Consider the following 22,093-nt stretch of genomic DNA (forward strand, 5'->3'; position numbering starts at 1 on the left):
GATTGTTAAAGCATCACCGTTGAACCGCCAGGATCCAGGCTGTTCCTTGGCTTGCGCTATAAAACTTATCAAGATTTTTCTGATTAGTAAATTGATTAATGTCGGTTAATGCTCAAATATACCGCTCTAGGCATCTTCTTAAGCTTGGTTGATCTTAAGTGAAATTTTTTTCAATTATATGATTTTATTGATTTTTTTATATTAATTAAATGAAATTTCACAGGTTGATATAAATTGATTATGGCATTTTGGTGTCGGTCGCTAACATGCATCCAACTTTTCAGCGATAGTGGCGGGAAGCAGATGTACGATAGCCTATATGGATTTGGCGATAAGTTTGGTAGTGTTATGGATGACGGGCGCAGTGTGAGAGAGTATGATTTTGATTATCACAGTGAAGATATAACCGAGATTTCTTTCCATATCTCCAGCAATAATAGCTATTTTTTACAAGGTATCAGATGTAGCTTGCTTAAGTTGCAGCAACAGCACAGTCATATTGCCTTTGAGCATTCGATATCGGATGGCTCGGCACGCAGTGCATTGCTGATTAGCGAAATGATACGTGAAAAGAAAAGCCGGACGTTGATGGTGGTGATTGCCAGTACTGCATTATTAAATATATTGTCGCTAAGTATTGATCAACGCTATAGAGATCGGGTTGTTTTTATTGCGGCCAATGAGTGCTCGACAGCGCTACTGAAACAGATTGCCGATTCACCAAATACAACATGGGCAAAACGCGACAAGTTTATCCCTAAAGGGACCCTGGCTGCGTTAAGCAATAGAGAAAAACGGATTTGCTATTATCTTTTTCGCGGTTATACGCCAAAAATGATCGGTGCTATTTTAGGTATTAATATAAAGACGGTCAGCAGTCATCGCGTGTCCGTTATGAAGAAAATCGGTTGTACCAATAAAATAGGTTTTTATAAGACCTTGCGGGTCTATTACGGTACCAGCGTGGAAGGCTGATCGTTGTAATTCGCCTTGAGTGCCGGAGATATGAATTAAATGAAGTGCCAGCCCGTTAATTAATGGGCTGACGCTTTGTATTTATGCAGTGCCCCATACCATGCCGGACATGGATGGTTAATTAGTTGTTTATATCAATCAATTTATAAAGGAATAGAAATAATGAAACTGAACAAATTCATGGTTGCCGCAATCGCTTTGGGTTTTGTTTCTGCTGCCAATGCTGCCAATGCTGCCAATGCTGCACAGGATGCGGGCCATGGCACAATCGAATTCTACGGTTCCATCATTGATGCACCTTGCTCTATCGCCCCAGGCGATGACAACCAGCGCATCCCAATGGGCCAGATCGCTAACGTAGCGCTGAAAGACGGCGGTAAATCTACCCCTGAAAACTTCTACATCCACCTGGAAAACTGTGATGCATCTACCCTTAAAACGGTAACCACCACCTTCACAGGTCCAACTTCTGCAGGTAACGCCGATCTGCTGGGCATCACCGGTACTGCTCGTGGCGCTAGCCTGGCTATCACCGACGGTAGCGGTACGCTGATCAAACTGGGCCAGCCAACTGCTCCACAGGGCATCCAGGATCAAACCAACATCCTGAACTTCTCTGCTTACCTGCAGGGCGACATGGGTGCAGACGGTAAAACTGCTGCAGAAATCGTCCCAGGCGACTTCAGCACCACCACGACCTTTACCCTGGCTTATCAGTAAGTTTTAACCGGTTTAACGGTCACACATGCGGGGAAACCCGCATGTTTATTCTTAAGGTCATGGTGTCGAAGGGAATTAACAGCGTGAACAACATGGAATATATCGTGGCGAGTTGCCTGCTCAGCGCTCTGTTTAGCGTAACCGCAACGGCGGATACGTTTTTGGGACGGGGCCGTGTCGTCATGGAAGGCAGCATTATTGAAACTGCCTGCGCCATTGAGATGAGCAGCCGTGAGCAAGTGATTGAGATGATCACCGTTCCTGCGTCACAGATTGCTCATGATGGGCAAGGTATCGCCAAACCTTTTGTTATTCGCTTAATTAACTGCACCTTGCCACGCTTTGATCCCACGATGCCCGATTGGCAAGCATTCCGCGTGACCTTTGATGGTTTGAAGGATGGCGCATTACTGGGTATTGAAGGCGAGGCCCAAGGCGTTGGGCTACAGATCAAAGACCAATCAGGCAACATCGCATTACCCGGCGTAGCTATGCCCCTGGCAGAGTTAAGCTCCGGAGATAAGCTCCTGCAATACACCGTAAACCTGTTGCCGAATCACCAGATACTGCGAGCCGGTGAGTACCGCTCCACCGTGCGTTTCAAAATGGATTATTACTGATAAACGGAATTTTTATCGATGGCCAAACCTGTTGCGAATTCTACTTTCCGGCTGCGCGGATTGTGGGTCTGTATTGCTTTATCGCTGGGAAGCCCGGTTTATCTTACGCATGCCGCAGATGATATCCAGTTCAATACCGATGTGTTGGATATTAAAGATCGGGAAAATCTCGATCTCAGCCATTTCTCCCGTGGCGGCTATATTATGCCAGGGACTTACACCATGGCGGTGTTTCTCAACCAGCAGCAAATCGCGGAGCGTTCAATCACCTTCGCGCCCTCTAAAGCAGATCCTAAAAGCAGCGAACCTTGCCTGACGCCTGAACTGATCGAGCTGTTTGGCCTGAGAGACAGCGTGCTCAAGGACATTATCTGGGAAGACGATGGGCAATGTCTCGATCTGCAAAGTATTTCAGGATTGACGGTACAGGGCGATTTGGCGACGTCATCCCTGCAGCTCAGCGTGCCGCAAGCCTATCTTGAATACAGTTCTGAGGATTGGGATCCGCCTTCCCGTTGGGATAACGGCATTACCGGTGCGTTGTTTGACTATAACCTGAATTTCCTGACCTCGCGCCAGCAGCACCAGGATCAGGCCTATAGCCTGAGTGGTAATGGGACTACCGGGGCCAACTTTGGCCCTTGGCGTCTGCGCGCGGATTGGCAGTTGCAGATGAGAAATCAGTCTGGCGGCAACGGCGAAAATAGCCTGGATTGGAGCCGTTATTACGCTTATCGGGCCTTGCCCAAGCTGCTTGCCCGCCTGACGCTCGGGGAAAACTTTCTCAATTCCGATATTTTCGACAGCTTCCGTTTCACCGGCGTTACGCTTAATACCGATGACAACATGTTGCCACCTAACTTACGCGGCTATGCTCCGGAAGTCAGTGGTGTCGCCAAAAGCAATGCCAAGGTGACCATTAGCCAGCAGGACCGCGTGTTGTATGAAACTCAGGTCGCCCCAGGCCCGTACCGTATTCAGGATTTGAATGATGCGGTTTCCGGCCAACTGCAGGTTCGCGTTGAGGAGCAGGATGGCAGCGTGCAGGAGTTCATCGTGAACACCGCCAGTATCCCTTATCTGACGCGTCCAGGTTCGTTGCGCTATAAACTCGCGGCAGGCCGGCCAAGCGATTGGAAACACAACGTCAGCGGGCCACTGTTCTCCACCGGCGAATTCTCCTGGGGGGTTAGCAATGGCTGGTCACTGTACGGTGGCGGCGTAGGTAGCGACGACTATAACGCGTTGGCGTTGGGGGTTGGCCGCGATCTGATGATGCTGGGCGCACTGTCGTTCGATGTCACCCAATCCCGGGCTAATTTGCCGCAGGAAAGCTCGTTGTTTGGTAACTCTTACCGCCTCAGTTATTCCAAGCGTTTTGACGATTATGACAGCCAGGTGACGTTCGCCGGCTATCGCTTCTCAGAACGCAACTTTATGAACATGAGCGAATTTTTGGACGCACGGACTACCGGTTACCGCACCCAGAGCAGCAAGGAGATGTACACCGTTACGTTCAATAAGCAGTTTGTCGACCTGGGCCTGAGCACGTTTATCAATTACAGCCACCAGACCTATTGGAACGACAGTGCCAACGATCATTATAACCTGTCGCTGGCGAGATACTTCGATCTGGGCAAGTTCAAGGATCTTAACCTCTCGTTGACCGCCTATCGCAACAAATTTAACGGCACCAATGACGACGGCATGTATCTGGCGCTCACCATTCCCTGGGGTCACTCCAGTTCCATCACCTACAGCGGGTCATGGGATCGCAATGAAAATACTCACCAGGTGGGGTATTTCGGTCGTGTGAATGACGCCGACTCCTATCAGATCAGTGCAGGCGCTGCTCGCCAAGGCGCGGTTGCCAGCGGTTACTACACCCACTTGGGCAACGACGCGCAAGTGAGTGCCAACGCGGGTTATCAAGCTGGGCGTTCCAGCTCTCTGGGCCTGATGCTGCAAGGTGGGGTGACGGCGACCGGGGAGGGCGTGGCTATGCATCGGATTGGCATGCCAGGCGGAACGCGCATTTTATTGGATACCGACGGAGTCGCAGGCGTTCCTGTGCGCGGTTATGGTGCCACCACCTTATCCAACCGGTTTGGTAAAGCCGTGGTGTCCGATCTTAACAGCTACTACCGCAACCAGGTCAGCATCGATCTGAACGCGCTGGACGATAAGACCGAGGCACTCAGTTCGGTGCAGCAGGCGACATTGACCGAAGGGGCGATTGGTTTACGGCGTTTTGAAGTGGTGGCTGGTGAAAAAGCGATGGCGGTGGTTCGTCTGGCTGATGGGTCATCACCGCCTTTCGGGGCTACGGTACAAAATAGCAAGCAACGGGACGTTGGCATTATCAACGATGACGGCAGCGTTTATCTGAGTGGTATTCAGCCCGGCGCCAAGATGACCACCAGTTGGAATGGTATCACCCAGTGCGAAATAACGCTGCCAACGCATATCCCACCGCAAGGGACACAGAATTTACTGCTGCCTTGCCGGCCAATCGCCGCAGGGGAAAATCCGGCAACGGAAAACAGAAGCTGAACGGAAAAAGACTGATGAAATTAACGACCACACATTTATTAACTGCTGGTGCCTTGCTGCTGGCCATCCTTACCTCACAGGCTAATGCGGCGATTGCCCTGGATCGTACCCGGGTGATTTATAACGCTTCCAGTAAGTCTGTCAGCATGAACGTCAGCAATGAAAACAAACACCTGCCTTATCTGGCTCAGGGGTGGATTGAGGATGAGCAGGGGAACAAGATCACCAGCCCGCTGATCGTTCTGCCTCCGGTGCAGCGTATTGAGTCTGGTGCCAAAAGCCAGGTGAAAGTGCAGGGACTGCCAGCTTTGCAGCAATTGCCGCAGGATCGTGAATCGCTGTTCTATTTCAACCTGCGTGAAATTCCACCGCGCAGCGACAAGCCGAATACGCTGCAAATTGCGCTGCAGACACGCATTAAACTGTTCTACCGCCCGCAGGCGATTGAACCGACCAAGGAACAGATGAGTACGCCGTGGCAGGAAAAAATGACGCTGACGCGCCAGGGCGATCGCTATGTGATCAACAACCCGACGCCGTATTACATCACTATCGTTGAGGCTAGCACCACTAAAGGTGGCCAGAGCGCCAAAGGGTTTGTTCCGTTGATGGTTCCCCCTAAATCCAATGCACCGTTAAGCGCCAGCGTCAGTGCTTTAGGTAGCGCGCCGGTGCTGACCTACGTGAATGACTTCGGTGGCCGCCCAGAACTTATTTTCCGCTGTGCGGGTGATACCTGTCAGGCAGAACCTGGCAAACGTAACTCATAGCCTACACGCAACAGAGGTGAACTATGCCGTGGATAACGTCGACGGGACTTGCAGGTTTGATACTGGTTTTGGGCATGTCATCAGCCGTTGCTGCGACGTCCAACCTGACTATCTCGGGCAACATTTTACTGCCGCCGCCCTGCGTGATTAACGGGGATCAAACCATCATGGTGGATTTTACCAACGAGGTGATGACGACCCGGGTTGATGGTATCAACTACCGCCAGCCGGTGCCTTACACGTTGGAATGCTCGGCAGGCAATACCAACGCGTTAAAAATGCAGATCCAGGGCACGGACGCCGGTTTTGCCGGCGCTCTGCAAACCTCGAAAGGCGATCTGGGGATCGCCTTGTCAAATGACGGCCAGGCAATGCCAGTGAATAGCTGGCTGAATTTCACGCTGCCAAATCAGCCTGTATTGTTTGCCACCTTGGTGAAGCGCCCAGGGGGCACTCTCACCGCTGGCTACTTTACGTCGGTAGCCACGATGGTGGTCGACTACCAGTGAAACGGGAGAAAGGAATGAGATCGGTTGCAGGGATGTCACTATTGCTATTGTTTGCTCTGCTGGCCATAAGCCCACTGCAAGCGGCAGAAAATATGGGCTTTAGCGGTACGTTGATTGAGCCACCTCCTTGCCAGGTGAACAACGGCAAAGACCTCGACGTGCCTTTTGACCGGATCGGCGTCAATAGCGTGGATGGGGTGAAGCACCGCAGACAGGTTGATTACGTGTTGGACTGTACGGCGGGATCCGCCTGGAGCATGGTACTGACGCTGATCGGCCCGGCGGCCGCCTTTGAGCCGGCAACGCTACAGACCAACATTGCCAATCTGGGCATCAAAATTTACCAGAACGGCGAGCCGTTTGAGCTCGGTACGCCTATCTCTATTGACCCAAAAAATCCACCGATGTTAGAAGCCGTGCCGGTTAAAAAACCGGGCACCGAGCTGACAGAAGGGGCCTTTGAAGTCACGGCGACGCTGCTTGCGGATTACCAATAAGGAGCTGATATGCGGCAAATACTGAGATATCTCTGCGCCACCGTCGCTCTGCTAGTGCTGAGCCAGGGCGTGCAGGCGGCAAAGATGCGCTTACACGGCACGCTGGTGGCGGAACCTTGCATCATCCCTCCGGGTGAAGAAACCATTCCGTTGGATTTTGGTACGGTGATCGACAAACAGTTGTATCACAATCAAAGAACCCGCAGTTGGGAGTTCAAACTGCATCTAAGCAACTGCGATCAGACGTTGAGCAAATCGGTACAGATCACCTTTACCGGGGTGGAAAATCCTGCCTTGCCGGGATTACTGGCGCTGGATGCCTCCAGCCAGGCATCGGGCATTGGTATTGGCGTTGAGACAGAAAATGGCAATCCTGTGCCATTGAACCAGTTGGGCACTCATCGCTACCCATTAGCGGCAGGGGACAACTATCTGCGCATGATGGCTTATGTGCAAGGCGAGCCAGACGCGATTACCAACCGAACCATTAACCGCGGCCCTTTCAGTGCCAGCATGACCTTTGCATTGACCTATGACTAGGGGCTGACGCCGCTTGGCCTCTGTGAAGGCGCTAATCAGTAACAGCGCAGAGCAATAAGGAACAGATAATGACGTTAATAGGAACAGCACTACTCAAAAGAACCGTGCTGGTTGCTGGTCTACTGATGCCTCTATATGGTTACACCGCCGGAATCGATGTGAGCTGGACCGGGCCAAAGCAACAGACCATTAGTGCCCAGCCTGATGGTATCGGTGGCTACACCACTGTGTGTAAAACCGGCAAGACAGTTTACTTTTACGCGATATTGAGTACCACCACGGGTATGTATCAACGAATGATTGCCTCCGCGTCGGGGGTGGCAAGCGGAAACTGTAGTGAAGTTTTAGCAAAAGTCCTCCCTATCACGTTTACATTGCAAGCCAATGAAATAAGTTTCTTCGGGCTGGGTCAGGAAGTTGGCAAACGTCCTGCGGATGGTCCGACTATGAACGTTTCTCTTGAACATCACAGCGGAACCGGTGATGGCTGGAAGCCTCAGCCACCGCCAGGCCCCGCCTGTTCACTGATTGGTACTTCGGTAGACATCAGTTATGGGGACATTCAGGCTGCTAGCGTGCCAGGATTGAAAAAAAGCTCTGACTTGTTCGTTAAATGCACTGCCAGTGCTACGGTTAAAGTGACGGTGATCGGTTACACGACCACCACCGGTATCAAGCTGCGTATGGATGGCTCGCTGGCGGCGGATTTGTTTGTCCGCGACCAGCCAGCCAATGTTGGCACTCTGGAAAAGATCGCGGCCAATCAAACGATAGCCGTACCCATCGCTTCGATATTGAAGGTTAACGGTAATCTGGCGGGGGGGGCTTTTCGCGGTTCGGCAGTGATTAATGTGGATATTCTTTAACGTGTTATCCTGAGGACGTCAGCCTGCGTTTTGCGGGCCGACGCCCTCAGCCGTTTCCGACAGGTTCCACGACCTTCTACCGCGCGGGTTGTTATTACCGTTCCACTGCCTTCCCTTTATCTGAACTTCTCAATCAATAAAGCGAATACACGTAATAAGCTAATGTATTACCGCTATAGTTATGTGACATTCTGTCAGGTTAAAAATAACAGGATGAACAATTGATTAGCAAAATAGCGTGATGGCATTTTCATCTTATTACAAAATTTAAAATTCTTTTTGGCTGATTTTTTGTCTACCAGAGTGATTAGGAGAAAACCTCGTTTTAGCTGTAGGTGTCAGGCTAGCCCTGGCCTTGCTTAAAAAACGCTCTTTTGGTGAGATAAATCTTACGCTTGTGAAGTGTTGGAAATAGCCCATTAAATTTTTATGGTCTTGCTGTTTTTTTAGTTTTAGCCAGCGGGTGGGTAAACCTATTTTTATTTGGTAATCCTTCATCACAATAGGCTATGCTTTAAGCAATCTGTCAGCGACAGATTTTATTAATTCTTGAGCGAGTAATATCCAGCCTAATTGCAATAGGAGTTTTTTGTGGCACAACGTAAATTTCTCACTCTCACCGAAGTTAACAACCTGATGAGTGCAGCCCGGAATAAACAGACCGGGATACGGGACAGTTGCCTGATCCTGCTTGCCTTCCGCCATGGGTTTCGTATCAGCGAGTTGTTGAACTTGCGTTATCATGACCTTGAAATGATTGAAGGACGGATAAATATACGCCGGCTTAAGAATGGATTCTCTACCGTTCATCCTCTGATGAGTGATGAATGCAAGGCGATTATGGAGTGGAACCAGGTCAGAGCGCAGTGGAAGCCTGCAGTGGATCCACAGATTGTTTTTATCTCCCAGCGTGGTACTCAGCTATCGCGCGGCCAGGCTTGGCGAATTATCCGTCAGGCAGGGGAACTGGCGGGCACCGCTACCCATACGCATCCCCATATGCTGCGCCATGCCTGCGGCTATGAATTGGCGGAAAGGGGCACTGATACCCGTTTGATTCAGGATTATCTGGGGCATCGTAACATCAGGCACACCGTGCGATATACCGCCAGCAACGCGGCGCGCTTTGTCGGGATGTGGGAGCGTAACGGATTGGTTATAAAGGATTTATTGATAAATAATCAGGTGAAAGATGAAACAATTGGGGCTAAACTGTTCCTAATTCTTAAACGAAAGATAAGATTTTGCAATGCCCTGTATTAGAAAATTCCTTGATCAATATCTATCTAACTGAAAAACAAAGTTATATTTTTACTTCCGTAAATCGCTATCTCTACCCTCTAAATTTTGGCCACTGCGCCAGCCCGCTGTTGCAAATTCCTTAAATATCCAAAAACACATCCCCCTAATAATAGCAAAGCATTTAATCTTTTATTTTAATGATTAAGCAATGAAAATCAGTCAATTAATTCGATGTTAATGTGTTTACCGTTTTTTTATAGGGTGCGACAAAATAGCCCCAAATGTCTCATGTTGTTGGCGAAAACTGAACGGAATAGGGAGGTCCGGCCGTGAGTAGAAATGAAGTCTGTGCGGTTGCCCGCCAGGGGAATCGACCTCCACACTTTTTCATGGTTATGAAACATTATGTGTTCAAAGGAAAATAGTATGAAAATCAAATCACTGGTTGCTGGTATTGCCGCAGTTCTTTCTCTGGCTGGCGTCGCTAATGCGGCAACGGTTACTACCGTCAACGGTGGCCCTATCCATTTTAAAGGGGAAGTTGTTAATGCGGCCTGTGCCGTGGATGCCGGTTCTATTGGCCAGACAGTGCAATTGGGGCAGGTTAAAACAACTTCACTGGCTACCGCTGGTGATGTTAGCTCCGCTACCGGGTTCAACATCCAACTGAATGATTGTGATTCAACCGTTGCTACCCAGGCAGCTGTTGCTTTCAGCGGCACAGCGGTTAACGCTACCTATCCTACCGCGCTGGCCCTGCAAGGCTCTGCGGCGGGTAACGCAACCAACGTCGGCGTTCAGATCCTTGACCGCACCGGTACTGCGTTAGCGGTTGATGGCGCTACCTTCAGTGCGGCTACTACGCTCTCTGATGGCACCGTTATTGTTCCATTCCAGGCTCGTTATATCGCGACCGGCGTAGCCACTGCCGGTATTGCCAATGCTGATGCGACCTTCAAGGTGCAGTATCAGTAAGCTGAATTAGCTTATCAAGGATGATGATGACAGGCCAGGGAGGCCTGATTTTCAGCTATCGGAGGCAAGGAGTGTGCGATGTGGAGAATGGGAGCGGGACTCCTGCTAACTCTGCTGTTGGTGGGGAAGGCCGTTGCTGACGATCGTTGGGAGGAACAACCTCTCGGTGGTCTGATGCGCTTTCAGGGTGAAGTGATCGCTGAAACCTGTTCGGTGGAAGCCGGAGATCGCAATTTGACGGTATCGATGGGGAATATCACCACCGACCGGTTTCGTATGCCTGGCGATGAGGCCGATCCAGTCCCCTTTGATTTACATCTGCAGAACTGCACTTCCACGGTCAGTCGTAACGTGGGCGTGATGTTCCATGGCATGGCAGACAGCAATAATCCGCAGGTGCTTTCTGTTGGTGACGGGCCAGGTGTCGCCTCTGGCGTAGCCGTGGCGTTGTTTGATGACAGAGGCCGATTTATTCCACTCAATACCGCGCCGCGGTACTGGGTGCCGTTGCAAGAGGGGCCGGTGATCCTGCATTTCGTAGCGAAATACCGTGCCACCGGACAGCCGGTGAACAATGGTTTGGCTAACGCTCAGGCCTGGTTCGCACTGACTTATCAGTAGGCCTTGGCCGCAAGATGAAAAGTAATAGCGCTGTGAATGTTTGGCCTTTGGCCACGCAGTGTTATGGAAGTCAGATCCTGATGGACGAGGTAAATGTGAGAACAATTTCGAAGGTTGGAAAGGCAATGTCCGTGCTGTTGTTGTTGGCGGCGGGGCATGTGGGTATGGCAAACGCCGGAGTCGGCCTGGGTGCGACCCGGGTGATCTATCCTGCCGATCAGAAGCAGGTGACTTTGGGAGTCAGCAATAACGATGAGAAAAGTACCTATCTGATCCAATCCTGGGTAGAAAACGCCGATGGCCAGAAAGACGGTCGGCTGATTATTACGCCACCGTTATATTTGATGCAGGGAAAAAAAGAGAACACGCTGCGCATTATTGACGCGACTAATCAAAGCTTGCCGAAGGATCGGGAGAGCCTGTTCTGGGTTAACGTCAAAGCGATCCCCTCACTGGACAAATCACGCCAGGATGAAAACACCCTGCAATTGGCTATTACCAGCCGTATCAAACTGTTTTATCGCCCCAATGGGCTGAGTATTGCGCCAGACAAGGCTCCGGAGCAACTGCGTTTTAAACGTAGCGGCAAAGAGTTGACGATCGTCAATCCTACACCCTATTTCATCACGCTGAGCGAGTTGAACGCCGGCACGCGGCAGTTGGCAAACACCATGGTGTCGCCGATGGGATCGACTAATGTGGCGCTCCCCGCCGATGCAGGCAGCACGATTTCCTATCGGACGATCAACGATTACGGTGCCCAAACGCCGGTATTCAAGGGTGTGATGCAGTAAGGCCTGGAGCCGCCATCCACTTCATCAAGCTATAACCAGATAAATCAGGCAGCCGGGCGACCTGTATCGAACCGGAGGGATCATGCTATACCTGAAAAACGGCACGGAAAGTCGCAGAGTGATAAACGATAACCACCAGGGTGCCCCCATCTTAAAGCTGACTTTAACGCCTTTAGCCTTGATGCTGTGGGCGCTATGTGGCGATGCATCGGCTCGAGCGGAAAATTACTTCAACCCTCGTTTTCTGGCTGACGATCCGGCGAAGGTAGCCGATCTGTCAGGGTTCGAAAAGGGACTTGAGGCGCCTCCGGGTATCTACCGTGTCGACATTTATATGAATGACGGGTTTATGTCGACCCGGGATGTCTCTTTCCGGCCCGATGCCGACAACAAGGCCTTGGTGCCTTGCCTGACTCGCAGCCAACTGGCCACCATGGGCGTTAATACCCGGGCTGTCCCAGGAATGGCCATCTTGGCATCGGAAGCCTGCGTACCCTTAACCTCGCTGATCAAGGAAGCCTCCACTGATTTTGACGTCGGGCGGCAGCGCCTGTCTATCAGTGTTCCCCAGGCTTACATGGGCAACTCTGCCCGTGGTTATATCCCGCCTGACCAGTGGCAAAATGGCATCACTGCCGGGCTGCTCAATTACAGCTTCACCGGCAGTAATGTCCGTAACAGCCAGTCGAGCAACAGCAATTACGCCTTCCTTAACTTACAAAGCGGCGTGAATCTGGGAGCCTGGCGACTGCGGGATAATACTACCTGGAGCTATACCAGCGGCGGCGGATCGAGCTCCAATCAAAATCGCTGGCAGCACGTCAATACCTATTTGCAGCGGGATATTGCGCCGCTGCGCAGTCGCCTGACGTTGGGTGACGGCTATACCTCAGGGGACGTTTTCGACGGCGCGAACTTCCGCGGCGTACAGGTGGCGACGGATGACAATATGTTGCCAGACAGCCAGCGAGGGTATGCTCCCGTGATCCGCGGAATTGCCCGTGGCACCGCCAGGGTCACGGTCAAGCAGAATGGGTTCGAGGTGTATCAAACCACGGTGCCACCAGGCCCATTTACCATCGACGATCTGTCTGGATCGGGCAGCGGCGGTGATTTGCAGGTCAGCATTCAGGAAGCCGACGGCACGGCTCAGGTCTTTACCGTGCCCTATACGTCGGTTCCTGGGCTGCTGCGCCAAGGGCAGGTGAGATATACGGTGATGGTGGGGCAGTATCGCAGCGGCAACGATCAGCAAGAAAAACCTACCTTTGGCCAGGGCACCCTGATGTGGGGGCTGGCCGACGGCTGGACGCTGTCTGGCGGTACTCAGCTTGCCGACCGCTATCGTGCATTCAACCTTGGGGTGGCTAAAAACCTGGGCATTTTCGGCGCGGTGTCGTTTGACATCACCCAGGCTCGCGCCACCTTGCCGGATGACAGCACCCATCAGGGGCAGTCGCTGCGCTTCCTTTATAACAAGGCATTAAACGAGTGGGGCACCAACCTGCAACTGCTCGGTTACCGCTATTCCACCAGTGGCTATTACGCGCTGGGTGATACGACCTGGCGCCAGATGAGCGGTTATAAGGCGGCAACCGATGAAGGTATTGTCGAACTCATGCCGAAACTCACCGATTACTACAATCTGGCCTACAACAAGCGTGGGCGGTTGCAGATGACGGTGACTCAGCAGGTTGGGGACAATGGCACCTTTTATCTGACCGGTAGCCACCAGACTTATTGGGGGGTAGGTAAGGCGGATGAACAACTGCAGGCCGGTTTCAGCGGTACGTTGGAGGATATCACTTATACCCTCAGCTACAGTCTGACCAAAAATGCCTGGCAGGACGGACGCGACAATATGCTGGCCTTCAACATCAGCATCCCGTTCAGCCATTGGCTGCGTTCCGACAGCCAGTCCGCTTTCAACCGCTCCAGCGTCAGCTACAGCATGTCTGACGATCTGAGCGGCAGGATGACCAATCAGGCTGGGGTGTATGGCACGTTACTGGAGGATAACAACCTGAGTTACAACGTGCAGGCCGGTTACGCCGGAGGCGGAACGGGCACTTCAGGCGGGACGGGTAACACCTCGCTGAACTATCGCGGGGCTTCTGGCAACGCCAACGTGGGTTACAGCCGCAGCAGCGGTACCAGCCAACTGTATTACGGGCTAAGCGGCGGCGTGCTGGCGCATGAGAACGGCATCACCCTGAGTCAACCGCTGAACGACACCCTGATCCTGGTCAAAGCACCGGGGGCGGGTAACGTGTCGGTGGAAAACCAGAGCGGGATACGTACCGACTCGCGGGGGTATGCCGTACTGCCGTTTGCCATGGATTACCGGGAAAACCGCGTGGCGTTGAACCCTAATACGTTGGCAAACAACGTCGAGCTGGATGACGCGGTGGTCAGCGTGGTGCCGAATCACGGCGCGGTAGTGCTGGCCGATTTTAAAACCCATGTCGGGCTGAAGGTACTGATGACGCTGACCTATAACGGACAGCCGTTGCCATTCGGGACGGTAGTGTCCTTCGATAATGGCCGCTCTGGCAGCATTGTTGCCGACGGTGGGCAGGTCTATCTGACCGGGCTGCCACCACGTGGCGAGGTGAAAGCCAAATGGGGTGAGGGTGCAGGCGAGCAATGCGTGACGAGTTACCAACTGCCGCCGGAAAGTCAGCAGCGGGCACTCAGCTATCTAACGGCAGTATGCCGATGACGCCGGGCGGGAGAGGCGAGCAATGAGAATACAACTTTATAGCCTGTGTCTGCTGGCGCTGTTTAGCACCAGGGTAACGCAGGCCGCGGACAGCACCATCGCCATTAACGGTTACGTTAAGGACAATGCCTGCTCAATAGCTCCGGGGTCGCAAAGTTTTGTGGTGGATCTGATGAGTAATGCGGCCAAACAGCTGCATCGGGTAGGGGCGACGACGCCGATGGTGCCGTTCAGCATCGTGCTCGATAAATGTGGCGGTTCAGCCATCGCGGTGAAAACGGGTTTCACCGGTGTGGCAGACAGCGACAATCTGACGTTGCTGAAAATCGACGGTGGGGCCGGTGCGGCAGCCGGCATGGGCATACAGATCCTCGATAACAGCGGCAATGCCATTGCTCTCAATGAGATCTCGAGCGGGTTGAACTGGTCAAACATCACCGCTGGGCAATCCAATACGCTGTATTTCTATGCGCGCCTGATGGCAACCCGCGCCCCGGTGACTGCCGGGCAGGTCAGAGCGACGGCAAACTTCACCCTGGAATTTCAGTAACCGGAGAAAAGGGCTATGAACATGAGCAAGCTGGTTCCGATCGCGGGGTGGTTACTGATGATGGTACTCCCCCTGGCGCATGCGGCAGATGTCAACATCACCATCAATGGCAAGGTGGTGGCAAAACCCTGCACGGTATCCACCGTGTCCACCACGGTAGAGCTGGGTGATTTGTATACCTTCAACCTGCTGGCGGCAGGTGCGACTTCGCCATGGCATTCGGTGACATTGAACCTCACCAACTGCCCGGTGGGGACCTCAAAGGTAACCGCGACCTTTTCCGGCACGGCCGATAGCACCCGGAACTATTACGCCAATCAGGGCGCAGCCCGCAATATTGCGTTGCAGCTGGCCGATAGCGGCGGGGTAAATCTGCCCAACGGCAGTACCAAAGTCGTGGCGGTGAATGACGCATCGCTGGCCGCCAGCCTGGTTTTGCAAGTGAGGGCCATCACGCCCAGCGGCAATGTGACGCAGGGGTCGATTCAATCCCTGATCAACGTGACTTACACCTATTCCTGATGATGAAGAACATATGAAAGACTTAATCCGCGTATTTCTGAAATATCTGGGTGCAGCTGCGCTCTTGATTGGCTATTCATCCAGTGCCCATGCCTTTGCTTGCCGAACGGCGGCTGGGGCAACCATCCCTATCGGTGGCGGCAGCGCTAACGTGTTTGTGGATTTGACTCCGCAGATCGGGGTGGGCCAAAACCTGATCGTTGATTTGTCCCGTCAGATATCCTGCCGAAATGATTATCCAGATACTCGAATAGACTACGTTTCTCTGCAAAGAGGTTCGGCCTATGGTGGCGTACTAGCAAGTTTCACCGGTAGCTTTGTGTATGACGGTACTTCTTACCCATTCCCGACAACCTCTGAAACCAAGTCCGTTGTCTATAGAACCACCACTATGACGCCATGGCCCGCCGTGCTTTATCTCACGCCTATCAGCACCGCAGGTGGCGTGGCGATTACCAGTGGTTCTTTGATTGCGGTGTTAAATATGCATCAAACCAATAACGTGGGGGAATCGCATGCGTATATTTGGAATATCTATGCCAGCAATAGCGTGGTGATCCCTACCGGTGGCTGTGATGTCTCTTCCCGAGATGTCACCGTGAATCTGCCTGAATATCCGGGAACGGTTTCGATACCGTTGACGGTACGCTGTGCCCAGAACCAAAACCTGGCCTATTACCTGACCGGGCCAACCACGGATGCCGCATCCACGATTTTTGCCAACACTGCCTCTGCACCGGTGGCTCAGGGAATTGGTATTCAGGTTGCCAACCGCAATGGCGCTATTCCGACCAACAGGAACGTCGCGCTGGGGACCGTCGGTAGTTCTGCAGTCAGTTTAGGTTTGACCGCCAACTATGCACGCACAACCGGTCAGGTAGTGGCGGGTAACGTCAAGGCCGTGGTGGGTGTGACCTTTTTGTATCCTTGAATGTGCGTATGAACGAGGCCTCAAGCCTGGGGAAACGGCACTAAACACGGTTATTTAGGAGGAAAAATGCAGCAGGCAAATCATCAGCAAGCCGAGCATGCGACAGCGGAAAGCCGCAAGCGAATTCTGGTTGTTGAGCCATCCAGGATCAATTGGATCGGGCTGCAGCGGTTACTGGGGGACGCGGGCAGCACGGAGTTAAGTTTTTGCCGGGTCAGTAAATTGACCGATGCCAAAAAGAAAGTTTATGAATTTAAACCTGATGTGATCTTGTTTAGCTCATTATCTCGTGGCACTGACTATCTGTCGTTATTATCCTTTTTGTCAGATATTGCCAGTTATCATCATAAAACCAACTCGGTGATCTGGTTGCAGCATGATATGGCCTGGATGGTGCAACTTCTCCACGCGTTTGGCGTAGATACGGTATTGATCGATCCGGTTAACCTTTATCAAATCACCCAGTTTTTAGGCCGCGATCGGACTGACAAAGCGCCCAAAAATGCGGCTTTATTAGGTAAGCAGGAAAGATTGATTGCGCTGGCCTTACTGCGCGGGCGTAGTGCCACGGCTATCGCCAATGTGACCGGCAAAGATGTACGCACCATCAGCACGCAGAAGAAATCGATCATTAGAAAGTTACAGATGACAACCAATGAGGAGCTCTACCTGCTGGCGGGTAAGCTGGTTTATTTAACCAAGATAAACGGACTGAGTGGTGAGACTCGATGAAAAAAATAATGATTATGCATCCCTGCATTGTTACCTGGCATGGTTTGCATCAGCTATTCAGGCGCAAACTGCCCGACGCTGAGATCGTACCGGCGCACTCTATCTATGATTTGGTATTTGATGATGATTTATCTGCTGTTGATCTGATCGTCAGTGAGCTCTATGGTCTGAATGAAAATATCACTATGGGGGCGAAGCTGCTGTCATTTGTTCAATCAGTCAGGCAGGACAAACCGTTACTGATTATGACCGATGTGCCAGGAAAACAGGTGTTGGAATGCCCAGGTTATCTACCGGGGGTGTCCTATATTGCTTTATCTGAAGATATTCGTCAGTTAGTTAATCAGGTCGATCAGGTTCTGGCTGGCAAGATTGTTATCAGTCCGTCTCTGCGTAGTGAACAGGGGGCCAGTCTACCCAACGCCGATGCCAGACCTTTTTCCCGATCGGAAATAAAGGTTTATAGCTTATTGCAGGAGGGCTTCAGTATTTCGCAGATAGCGAAGAAGATTTCCCGCAGCGTCAAGACCGTGAGTGCACATAAACGCAACATGATGGGCAAGCTTGGCATTGAGAGTGAAGTCGAGCTCTATGCCTGTTTTAATCAATAGCCCTATATCGGTTACCGCCTGATTTGGAGATCGCTGTCATCAGCGATCTCCGGCGGTGGTGGAGCATAGTTTGCTGTATAATACACAAAAAGTAAGGCTATTCCGGCGGGTTTAGCCGTTTTTGCGTTTACCCGCTTCCCATATCCCCGCGAATCGTGCCGCATTACTGGCGGTATAGCGTACGGTATGGCGAATATTTCGGTGCCCCAGATAATCCTGAATCAATCGGGTATCCGCACCTCTTTCCGCCAGTTCATAGCCGCAGGCATGGCGTAGCATATGGGGATGCGTATTGATGACCGTGCCCGCCAGTTCGCCAGCCTGACGGATAATGCGCCAGGCTTGACCCCGCGATAGCTGGGTTCCTCGCTGAGAAATAAAGATAATGTCCGGGTCTGCACCGGGTTTCCATTGGGCCCTGTGCTGCTTCCATTCCAGAATTGCTTCGCATTCGTCATTCATCAGAGGATGAACGGTAGAGAATCCATTTTTAAGCCGGCGTATATTTATCCGTCCTTCGGCCATTTCAAGATCGCGAAAGCGCAGGCGTAGCAGTTCGCTGATACGGAATCCATGGCGGAAAGCCAGTAAGATCAGGCAGCTATCTCGTACTCCAGTCGGTGTATTTCTGGCAGCACTCATCAGTTTGCGGACTTCTGTTAGAGTGAGAAATTTACGCTGTACCAAAGAAAACTCCTATTTTTTTTCGCTTAAAAAACGCCAGAGTTAGGATTAAATAGAATAAAGTTCTTACCTACCGTTATTAAATCCAAAGAGTGCAATAAAAGTTTGTTAAAAGTGCAGTTGGAGGTAATCTCATAGGATAATTCCTATTTGGTGTTTATTGTGATATTACAGGTGACTACCGTCAATATCCAGCATTTACGGGGGAGGGCAATTGCACTGTTTAATTAGCATTGATAATACAGTCTATAATTTGACTGTTTCCCGCAAACATAATGAATATTGGGTTTCTTAATAGAGTAAAGTGTAATGAATTTCACATTTGTCAGAATAAAAAGTTGATGTACAGCGTAGTGAACCGGCACTAGCCAAAAATTGTACATTGAGCCTATCATGATAAGGATAACCCCAAGCCCCTTGCTAGAGACTGCCAAATGAATATTCAAATAAAAGTTGATAACAATCTGTTCGACAACCTCTCTGAGAAAGCCCGTGAGGCGTTGCTGGACGAACTGCAAACTCGCGTCCATGAGGTCTACCCGGCTAGTCACCTCACGGTGATTGCAGGGCTGAATGATAAGACTGAGATCGTGACCAGTGATTTTTTTAATGACGTTGAGGCAAAATTGACCGTGCAGGAAATTGTCGACGATGTCATCCTGCATGGCCACTGGCGTAACGCATAGCCCTCACCCCAACCCTCTCCCACAGGGAGAGGGAGCTGTTAACCCCTGCTCGTTGGGTAGTAAAGCGATAAGCTCAGCACACTCGATCTCTTTCTCATCCAAAGTGAATCCCCTAAGGGAGAGGAGGCTTGTTAGTCCCTACTCTTTGGAAGTAAAGAAGTCATCTCAGTAAACTTGAACGCCCCCTACCCAAGATGTATCACCACATTTTCAGCCCACTCGATCGGTTCCCTCTCCCTGTGGGAGAGGGTTAGGGTGAGGGCCCCGTGCTTTACCCATCCAGATGCTCTCCCTGTGCCGTATTTTTCCCGCCCAACATGGAAAAAATGAAAGTTCGACATATACTTATGGTGCAAAACATCAATTTGTTATTGAAAGCCGTTTTATCCTGGTTTTGCTAGACCATAAGGAGCGCTAATGACCTATCACCTACTTACCCTGTGGGATATTCTGGTTACCACGTTTTCATTTTTCTTTTTCATCGCCTACCTGTTTATCCTGTTCCAGGTCGTCTCCGACCTGTTTCGCGATCACCAACTGAGCGGCTTTTATAAGGCAGTATGGATTGTGTTCCTGCTGTTCATCCCGCTGTTAACGTCCCTGGTCTATCTGATTGCCCGTGGTAAAGGCATGGCCGAGCGGCATCGTGCGCAAGTGCAAAAATCTGTCTCAGCCACCAACGAGTATATCCGTGAGGTGGCAGGCAAATCGCCGGCCGAGCAAATTTCGGATGCCAAAAAGCTGTTGGATGACGGTGTGATCACCGAAAGTGAATACCAGCAGTTGAAGGCTAAAGCACTGGCCTGAGGTTGAAGTGGGCAGGAAATATGACATGAGAGAGAAGGGGGGCGGCAAGCTCCCCTAATAACCCATATTCGGCAGTGAACCCATCTTGAGATCTCTTGCAATCTACCGCTCAACCAAGCGCCGCCGTTGGTCATTATATGGCTGAACCGCTATTGCCTCCCTGCTGGTCGTAGGCCAGCAAGAGGGTCGTGCTGATTATCGATTTGAAATCGTGAGGAACATCTCAGATCGCCTTGTGCAGTGGTATCGCAAAATAATACCAGCGTGTTGTGGTTTGCCGGGGTTCGGGTAATGTAGACAAACTCATCCGGATTACAGACTACATTGTTAACGGTTAAATACTCCTTGTAGCCGGCCACATTGGTTTCCAGATCGTCTCTATCTATATAGACAGAACATTGATTGATCGTGGCCGCTTTAGTGTGGCTGTCAAAAAAACGTGCGCTTTGCGATTGATTGCTGGCCAGCAGGATCAACATAGCCAGGATGAACGCCGTAAACAGGCCATAGCGCAATAGCTTGGTCTGGTTTAAAACCGTGCGTTCTGGCGGCAGAGTTTCGGCCTGTGAGCTCTCGACTGGGAGCGGATCTGGCTTATTGCTTTGCTGCACTATGACGTTGGCGCTCTCTTCTTGCTGTATTTCAACGGTGCCGGAAAAAACCACTCCGACTTTGGGAACCGTGCGGATGATGTTTTTGCTCAGCCCGGCTTCCCGCATCCCTTTTCTTACCAATGAGATGTTCTGATAGAGGGTATTGGCAGTGACATACTGGCCATGTTTTTGCCAGACTTCATTGAAAAAGTCGCTTTGACTGATTACCTCGCCCGGGCGTTGCAACATTAATTGCAGGCAACGGCTGGCAGGAACGTTTAAAACGGTTTCTTTGCCTCGAGCGCGCAGCGGGCACAGACGGTGCTCTTCTGGGAGGTACAGTACGGTGTCGTTAATGATAACTTTATGTTTCATTTCAGTATATTATCTTTTTGTTGTCTGAGTGTCCGGATTATTTAAAGTATAGTTTAACCGTTTATAGTGGCATGAAAAATCAGTAACAATTCACATTCATTTAAAAAACAATATGTTAATAATCAATCTTAAATGAGAGTGACTGTCATTTAAGAACGGTTGAGAATAGTCTGTTATGATTTAATGTTATTCTTTAATTTATTGAATTACATGCATTTTTTGTTTTTTATCAAGAATAAAACTACTTCACTCAGAATAATCCCATCAATCGCCTAGTATTTATTCCATCAGCAAGGGGGGAGCGAAGTAAAGCGGCTTCATCTTACTGAGGTAAAGGATAGATTCACCGGTAGCGTCTTTTATATATCGGTGTAACAGATAAATCCTAATCGTGGGTTTGTAGGTAACGGATTGAATGTTAATGAGTAAAATTTAATGGGTAGCTATAAATGTTGTAAGATAAAAATCTTTGACATTTATGACTACTCAAATGAAGTGAAGTAATGAGTTATGAAAAACACCAGAATGATTCGCGTCAGCTAGCGTTAAATGCTGATCGAGCTTTGTTTTTCGGTATTTAAGGCTGTTGCGAGACTTTTAGAGATAGCAATGTGATCATCTTGGCGCGGTTGCCATAGTGGAAATTGCTCCTATAATGTCTCACCTAAGGGAGGTTTGTTATTTTTGTTATTAAACCAAAATAATAATCCGAGATGCATATGGAAAATAGACTTTATGGATTCCTAATTGATGATGACATTCAATTCGATATTGCCAATCGAAGACTCCTTTATTACTCTGATGGCGCTTCGGAGCGCACCCTGTTTTTCAAGGTTATCTCTCTAAACGAGATCCAGACCCGATTACTGATTTATTTGCTGGCGAATAGCCAGGATGCCGTCATCTATAAAAATGACATAATGAAAAACGTTTGGGAGGAGATTAATTTATCTTCGTCCAGCCAGCGTTTATGGCATGCAATAAATGAATTGCGTAAGAAACTGGCGTCACTTGGGCTCCCGGAAGATTTTATAGCGAACGTTCATGGTATTGGCTACTCCGTCGATAACCAGCGAGTCTCTTCGCTATTTGTTAAGTAAGTTGTTGTTAATATAAATGCTGGAGTCATCTAGCTATATCCATCCCCATGGGTATTCACCAGGCCATTTTAATGGATATTAAAATGGTATTCATAATA

Annotated in this window: 25 protein-coding genes; 22 read left to right on the plus strand and 3 right to left on the minus strand. The window is 50.5% G+C overall.

Annotated features, from left to right (window positions below):
- Positions 1-303: 303 nt before the first annotated feature.
- From KGP26_RS05000 to KGP26_RS05040, 9 genes are all read left to right on the plus strand, one after another.
- Positions 304-975, plus strand: a complete 672-nt coding sequence (locus KGP26_RS05000) for a helix-turn-helix transcriptional regulator (RefSeq protein WP_223665103.1) — start codon at positions 304-306, stop codon at positions 973-975.
- A gap of 162 nt (positions 976-1,137) precedes the next feature.
- Positions 1,138-1,695 (plus strand): fimbrial protein, encoded by a 558-nt coding sequence (locus KGP26_RS05005; RefSeq protein WP_223665104.1) that lies wholly within the window; start codon positions 1,138-1,140, stop codon positions 1,693-1,695.
- Between the two features lie 41 nt (positions 1,696-1,736).
- Positions 1,737-2,315, plus strand: a complete 579-nt coding sequence (locus KGP26_RS05010; RefSeq protein ID WP_223498923.1) for a fimbrial protein — start codon at positions 1,737-1,739, stop codon at positions 2,313-2,315.
- A gap of 18 nt (positions 2,316-2,333) precedes the next feature.
- A complete protein-coding gene (locus KGP26_RS05015; protein ID WP_223665105.1) occupies positions 2,334-4,868 on the plus strand; it encodes an outer membrane usher protein in 2,535 nt (844 codons plus the stop codon).
- Between the two features lie 14 nt (positions 4,869-4,882).
- A complete protein-coding gene (locus KGP26_RS05020; RefSeq protein ID WP_059199841.1) occupies positions 4,883-5,638 on the plus strand; it encodes a fimbria/pilus periplasmic chaperone in 756 nt (251 codons plus the stop codon).
- A 74-nt stretch (positions 5,639-5,712) separates the two neighbouring features.
- Positions 5,713-6,147 carry a fimbrial protein gene (locus KGP26_RS05025; RefSeq protein ID WP_223500889.1) on the plus strand — a complete coding sequence of 145 codons (435 nt, stop codon included), beginning with the start codon at positions 5,713-5,715 and terminating at the stop codon, positions 6,145-6,147.
- A gap of 14 nt (positions 6,148-6,161) precedes the next feature.
- Positions 6,162-6,644 carry a fimbrial protein gene (locus tag KGP26_RS05030; protein ID WP_223665106.1) on the plus strand — a complete coding sequence of 161 codons (483 nt, stop codon included), beginning with the start codon at positions 6,162-6,164 and terminating at the stop codon, positions 6,642-6,644.
- Between the two features lie 9 nt (positions 6,645-6,653).
- On the plus strand, positions 6,654-7,184 hold the full coding sequence (locus tag KGP26_RS05035; RefSeq protein WP_223500892.1) for a fimbrial protein: 531 nt from the start codon (positions 6,654-6,656) through the stop codon (positions 7,182-7,184).
- 68 nt (positions 7,185-7,252) lie between these two features.
- Entirely contained in the window at positions 7,253-8,050 is a 798-nt protein-coding gene (locus KGP26_RS05040) for a hypothetical protein (RefSeq protein WP_223665107.1), read from the plus strand.
- Positions 8,051-8,317: 267 nt separating this feature from the next.
- Here the strand turns inward: KGP26_RS05040 and KGP26_RS05045 are convergent, their stop codons facing one another.
- Complete coding sequence (locus KGP26_RS05045) at positions 8,318-8,551, minus strand: hypothetical protein (RefSeq protein WP_223665108.1); 234 nt, start codon at positions 8,549-8,551, stop codon at positions 8,318-8,320.
- A gap of 90 nt (positions 8,552-8,641) precedes the next feature.
- On the opposite strand from KGP26_RS05045, the gene KGP26_RS05050 reads away from it, so the two are divergent.
- From KGP26_RS05050 to KGP26_RS05095, 10 genes are all read left to right on the plus strand, one after another.
- The gene (locus KGP26_RS05050) at positions 8,642-9,313 is read left to right on the plus strand and encodes a tyrosine-type DNA invertase (protein WP_115160357.1); all 672 of its coding nucleotides are present in this window, start codon (positions 8,642-8,644) and stop codon (positions 9,311-9,313) included.
- Positions 9,314-9,718: 405 nt separating this feature from the next.
- On the plus strand, positions 9,719-10,267 hold the full coding sequence (gene fimA, locus KGP26_RS05055; protein WP_024530428.1) for a type 1 fimbrial major subunit FimA: 549 nt from the start codon (positions 9,719-9,721) through the stop codon (positions 10,265-10,267).
- A gap of 78 nt (positions 10,268-10,345) precedes the next feature.
- Positions 10,346-10,888, plus strand: coding sequence for a fimbrial protein (locus KGP26_RS05060; protein ID WP_021179445.1), 543 nt, complete (start codon positions 10,346-10,348; stop codon positions 10,886-10,888).
- 125 nt (positions 10,889-11,013) lie between these two features.
- Positions 11,014-11,682 carry a fimbria/pilus periplasmic chaperone gene (locus KGP26_RS05065; RefSeq protein WP_059199855.1) on the plus strand — a complete coding sequence of 223 codons (669 nt, stop codon included), beginning with the start codon at positions 11,014-11,016 and terminating at the stop codon, positions 11,680-11,682.
- Positions 11,683-11,764: 82 nt separating this feature from the next.
- On the plus strand, positions 11,765-14,404 hold the full coding sequence (locus tag KGP26_RS05070) for a fimbrial biogenesis usher protein (protein WP_094983302.1): 2,640 nt from the start codon (positions 11,765-11,767) through the stop codon (positions 14,402-14,404).
- 22 nt (positions 14,405-14,426) lie between these two features.
- Positions 14,427-14,954, plus strand: coding sequence for a fimbrial protein (locus KGP26_RS05075; protein ID WP_223665109.1), 528 nt, complete (start codon positions 14,427-14,429; stop codon positions 14,952-14,954).
- Between the two features lie 21 nt (positions 14,955-14,975).
- A complete protein-coding gene (locus KGP26_RS05080) occupies positions 14,976-15,476 on the plus strand; it encodes a fimbrial protein (protein WP_137751119.1) in 501 nt (166 codons plus the stop codon).
- 13 nt (positions 15,477-15,489) lie between these two features.
- Complete coding sequence (locus KGP26_RS05085) at positions 15,490-16,407, plus strand: fimbrial protein (RefSeq protein WP_059199858.1); 918 nt, start codon at positions 15,490-15,492, stop codon at positions 16,405-16,407.
- A gap of 66 nt (positions 16,408-16,473) precedes the next feature.
- Complete coding sequence (locus KGP26_RS05090; RefSeq protein ID WP_223665110.1) at positions 16,474-17,139, plus strand: hypothetical protein; 666 nt, start codon at positions 16,474-16,476, stop codon at positions 17,137-17,139.
- The gene (locus KGP26_RS05095) at positions 17,136-17,750 is read left to right on the plus strand and encodes a helix-turn-helix transcriptional regulator (protein ID WP_223500896.1); all 615 of its coding nucleotides are present in this window, start codon (positions 17,136-17,138) and stop codon (positions 17,748-17,750) included. Before KGP26_RS05090 ends, KGP26_RS05095 begins: the two co-directional genes overlap by 4 nt.
- A 111-nt stretch (positions 17,751-17,861) precedes the next feature.
- Here the strand turns inward: KGP26_RS05095 and KGP26_RS05100 are convergent, their stop codons facing one another.
- Entirely contained in the window at positions 17,862-18,437 is a 576-nt protein-coding gene (locus KGP26_RS05100; RefSeq protein ID WP_094983298.1) for a tyrosine-type DNA invertase, read from the minus strand.
- A 431-nt stretch (positions 18,438-18,868) separates the two neighbouring features.
- Between KGP26_RS05100 and KGP26_RS05105 the strand changes: the two genes are divergently transcribed.
- Both KGP26_RS05105 and KGP26_RS05110 read left to right on the plus strand, forming a co-directional pair.
- The gene (locus KGP26_RS05105; RefSeq protein WP_059199862.1) at positions 18,869-19,120 is read left to right on the plus strand and encodes a DinI-like family protein; all 252 of its coding nucleotides are present in this window, start codon (positions 18,869-18,871) and stop codon (positions 19,118-19,120) included.
- A gap of 417 nt (positions 19,121-19,537) precedes the next feature.
- On the plus strand, positions 19,538-19,927 hold the full coding sequence (locus KGP26_RS05110; protein ID WP_024484143.1) for an SHOCT domain-containing protein: 390 nt from the start codon (positions 19,538-19,540) through the stop codon (positions 19,925-19,927).
- Between the two features lie 149 nt (positions 19,928-20,076).
- Here KGP26_RS05110 and KGP26_RS05115 read toward each other — a convergent pair whose 3' ends face one another.
- On the minus strand, positions 20,077-20,895 hold the full coding sequence (locus tag KGP26_RS05115; RefSeq protein ID WP_223665111.1) for a winged helix-turn-helix domain-containing protein: 819 nt from the start codon (positions 20,893-20,895) through the stop codon (positions 20,077-20,079).
- Positions 20,896-21,614: 719 nt separating this feature from the next.
- Between KGP26_RS05115 and KGP26_RS05120 the strand changes: the two genes are divergently transcribed.
- Complete coding sequence (locus KGP26_RS05120; RefSeq protein WP_218519839.1) at positions 21,615-21,995, plus strand: winged helix-turn-helix domain-containing protein; 381 nt, start codon at positions 21,615-21,617, stop codon at positions 21,993-21,995.
- Positions 21,996-22,093 lie beyond the last annotated feature (98 nt).

This window comes from Serratia sp. JSRIV002, from assembly GCF_019968725.1.
Classification (GTDB): domain Bacteria; phylum Pseudomonadota; class Gammaproteobacteria; order Enterobacterales; family Enterobacteriaceae; genus Chania; species Chania fonticola_B.

What these genes read in the sequence shown, in the direction of transcription:
- KGP26_RS05000 (WP_223665103.1), top strand. Translation starts at nt 304, where the DNA reads ATGTACGATAGCCTATATGGATTTGGCGATAAGTTTGGTAGTGTTATG.
- KGP26_RS05005 (WP_223665104.1), top strand. Translation starts at nt 1,138, where the DNA reads ATGAAACTGAACAAATTCATGGTTGCCGCAATCGCTTTGGGTTTTGTT.
- KGP26_RS05010 (WP_223498923.1), top strand. Translation starts at nt 1,737, where the DNA reads ATGTTTATTCTTAAGGTCATGGTGTCGAAGGGAATTAACAGCGTGAAC.
- KGP26_RS05015 (WP_223665105.1), top strand. Translation starts at nt 2,334, where the DNA reads ATGGCCAAACCTGTTGCGAATTCTACTTTCCGGCTGCGCGGATTGTGG.
- KGP26_RS05020 (WP_059199841.1), top strand. Translation starts at nt 4,883, where the DNA reads ATGAAATTAACGACCACACATTTATTAACTGCTGGTGCCTTGCTGCTG.
- KGP26_RS05025 (WP_223500889.1), top strand. Translation starts at nt 5,713, where the DNA reads ATGTCATCAGCCGTTGCTGCGACGTCCAACCTGACTATCTCGGGCAAC.
- KGP26_RS05030 (WP_223665106.1), top strand. Translation starts at nt 6,162, where the DNA reads ATGAGATCGGTTGCAGGGATGTCACTATTGCTATTGTTTGCTCTGCTG.
- KGP26_RS05035 (WP_223500892.1), top strand. Translation starts at nt 6,654, where the DNA reads ATGCGGCAAATACTGAGATATCTCTGCGCCACCGTCGCTCTGCTAGTG.
- KGP26_RS05040 (WP_223665107.1), top strand. Translation starts at nt 7,253, where the DNA reads ATGACGTTAATAGGAACAGCACTACTCAAAAGAACCGTGCTGGTTGCT.
- fimA (WP_024530428.1), top strand. Translation starts at nt 9,719, where the DNA reads ATGAAAATCAAATCACTGGTTGCTGGTATTGCCGCAGTTCTTTCTCTG.
- KGP26_RS05060 (WP_021179445.1), top strand. Translation starts at nt 10,346, where the DNA reads ATGTGGAGAATGGGAGCGGGACTCCTGCTAACTCTGCTGTTGGTGGGG.
- KGP26_RS05065 (WP_059199855.1), top strand. Translation starts at nt 11,014, where the DNA reads ATGTCCGTGCTGTTGTTGTTGGCGGCGGGGCATGTGGGTATGGCAAAC.
- KGP26_RS05070 (WP_094983302.1), top strand. Translation starts at nt 11,765, where the DNA reads ATGCTATACCTGAAAAACGGCACGGAAAGTCGCAGAGTGATAAACGAT.
- KGP26_RS05075 (WP_223665109.1), top strand. Translation starts at nt 14,427, where the DNA reads ATGAGAATACAACTTTATAGCCTGTGTCTGCTGGCGCTGTTTAGCACC.
- KGP26_RS05080 (WP_137751119.1), top strand. Translation starts at nt 14,976, where the DNA reads ATGAGCAAGCTGGTTCCGATCGCGGGGTGGTTACTGATGATGGTACTC.
- KGP26_RS05085 (WP_059199858.1), top strand. Translation starts at nt 15,490, where the DNA reads ATGAAAGACTTAATCCGCGTATTTCTGAAATATCTGGGTGCAGCTGCG.
- KGP26_RS05090 (WP_223665110.1), top strand. Translation starts at nt 16,474, where the DNA reads ATGCAGCAGGCAAATCATCAGCAAGCCGAGCATGCGACAGCGGAAAGC.
- KGP26_RS05095 (WP_223500896.1), top strand. Translation starts at nt 17,136, where the DNA reads ATGAAAAAAATAATGATTATGCATCCCTGCATTGTTACCTGGCATGGT.
- KGP26_RS05105 (WP_059199862.1), top strand. Translation starts at nt 18,869, where the DNA reads ATGAATATTCAAATAAAAGTTGATAACAATCTGTTCGACAACCTCTCT.
- KGP26_RS05110 (WP_024484143.1), top strand. Translation starts at nt 19,538, where the DNA reads ATGACCTATCACCTACTTACCCTGTGGGATATTCTGGTTACCACGTTT.
- KGP26_RS05115 (WP_223665111.1), bottom strand. Translation starts at nt 20,895, where the DNA reads ATGAAACATAAAGTTATCATTAACGACACCGTACTGTACCTCCCAGAA.
- KGP26_RS05120 (WP_218519839.1), top strand. Translation starts at nt 21,615, where the DNA reads ATGGAAAATAGACTTTATGGATTCCTAATTGATGATGACATTCAATTC.